Annotated in this window: 1 protein-coding gene; it reads left to right on the top strand. The window is 46.8% G+C overall.

The annotated features are described in order from the left end of the window. The coding region (locus G4407_RS17325) for a type IV secretory system conjugative DNA transfer family protein (RefSeq protein WP_173689706.1) at window positions 1–555 on the top strand (555 nt) is incomplete at both ends.

Raw genomic sequence — 555 nt, 5'->3', positions numbered from 1 at the left:
TTATGCTGTATTTACTGCATGAAGCTCCACCGGAAGAACAGAACTTCCCGATGATCATGGAAATGCTTGGCAGTGCACAGGTAAAAGAAGATGATGAGGATTACCAGTCCCCACTGGATATTTTGTTTGAGAGACTGGAAATGCGGGACCCAGAGAGTATTGCGGTCAAGCAGTATGCGATTTACAAGCAGGCGGCCGGCAAGACTGCGAAGTCGATTTTGATTTCTGTTGGTGTCCGTCTGGCAGCGTTCAATCTGAAACAGATCGCCAATCTGACCTGTACAGACGAACTGGACTTATACAGTATCGGGGAGAAAAAAGTGGCACTGTTTTGCTGTATTCCGGATGCGGATACCAGTATGAATTATCTGGTCGGCATGATCTACAGTAATCTGTTTCAGACACTGTATTATGTGGCAGACCGGAAGTACGGAGGAAGGCTTCCGATTCCGGTACACTGTATTATGGATGAATGGCCAAACGTAGCATTGCCGGATGACTTTGACAAGATTCTGGCAACCATGCGTTCCAGAGGGATTTCCTGCAGTATCATCA

Source organism: Allocoprococcus comes, from assembly GCF_013300725.1.
In the GTDB taxonomy this organism is placed as follows: domain Bacteria; phylum Bacillota; class Clostridia; order Lachnospirales; family Lachnospiraceae; genus Allocoprococcus; species Allocoprococcus comes_A.
The sequence above is the reverse complement of the archived record's forward strand: the minus strand, read 5'-3'. Positions and strand labels throughout refer to the sequence as shown.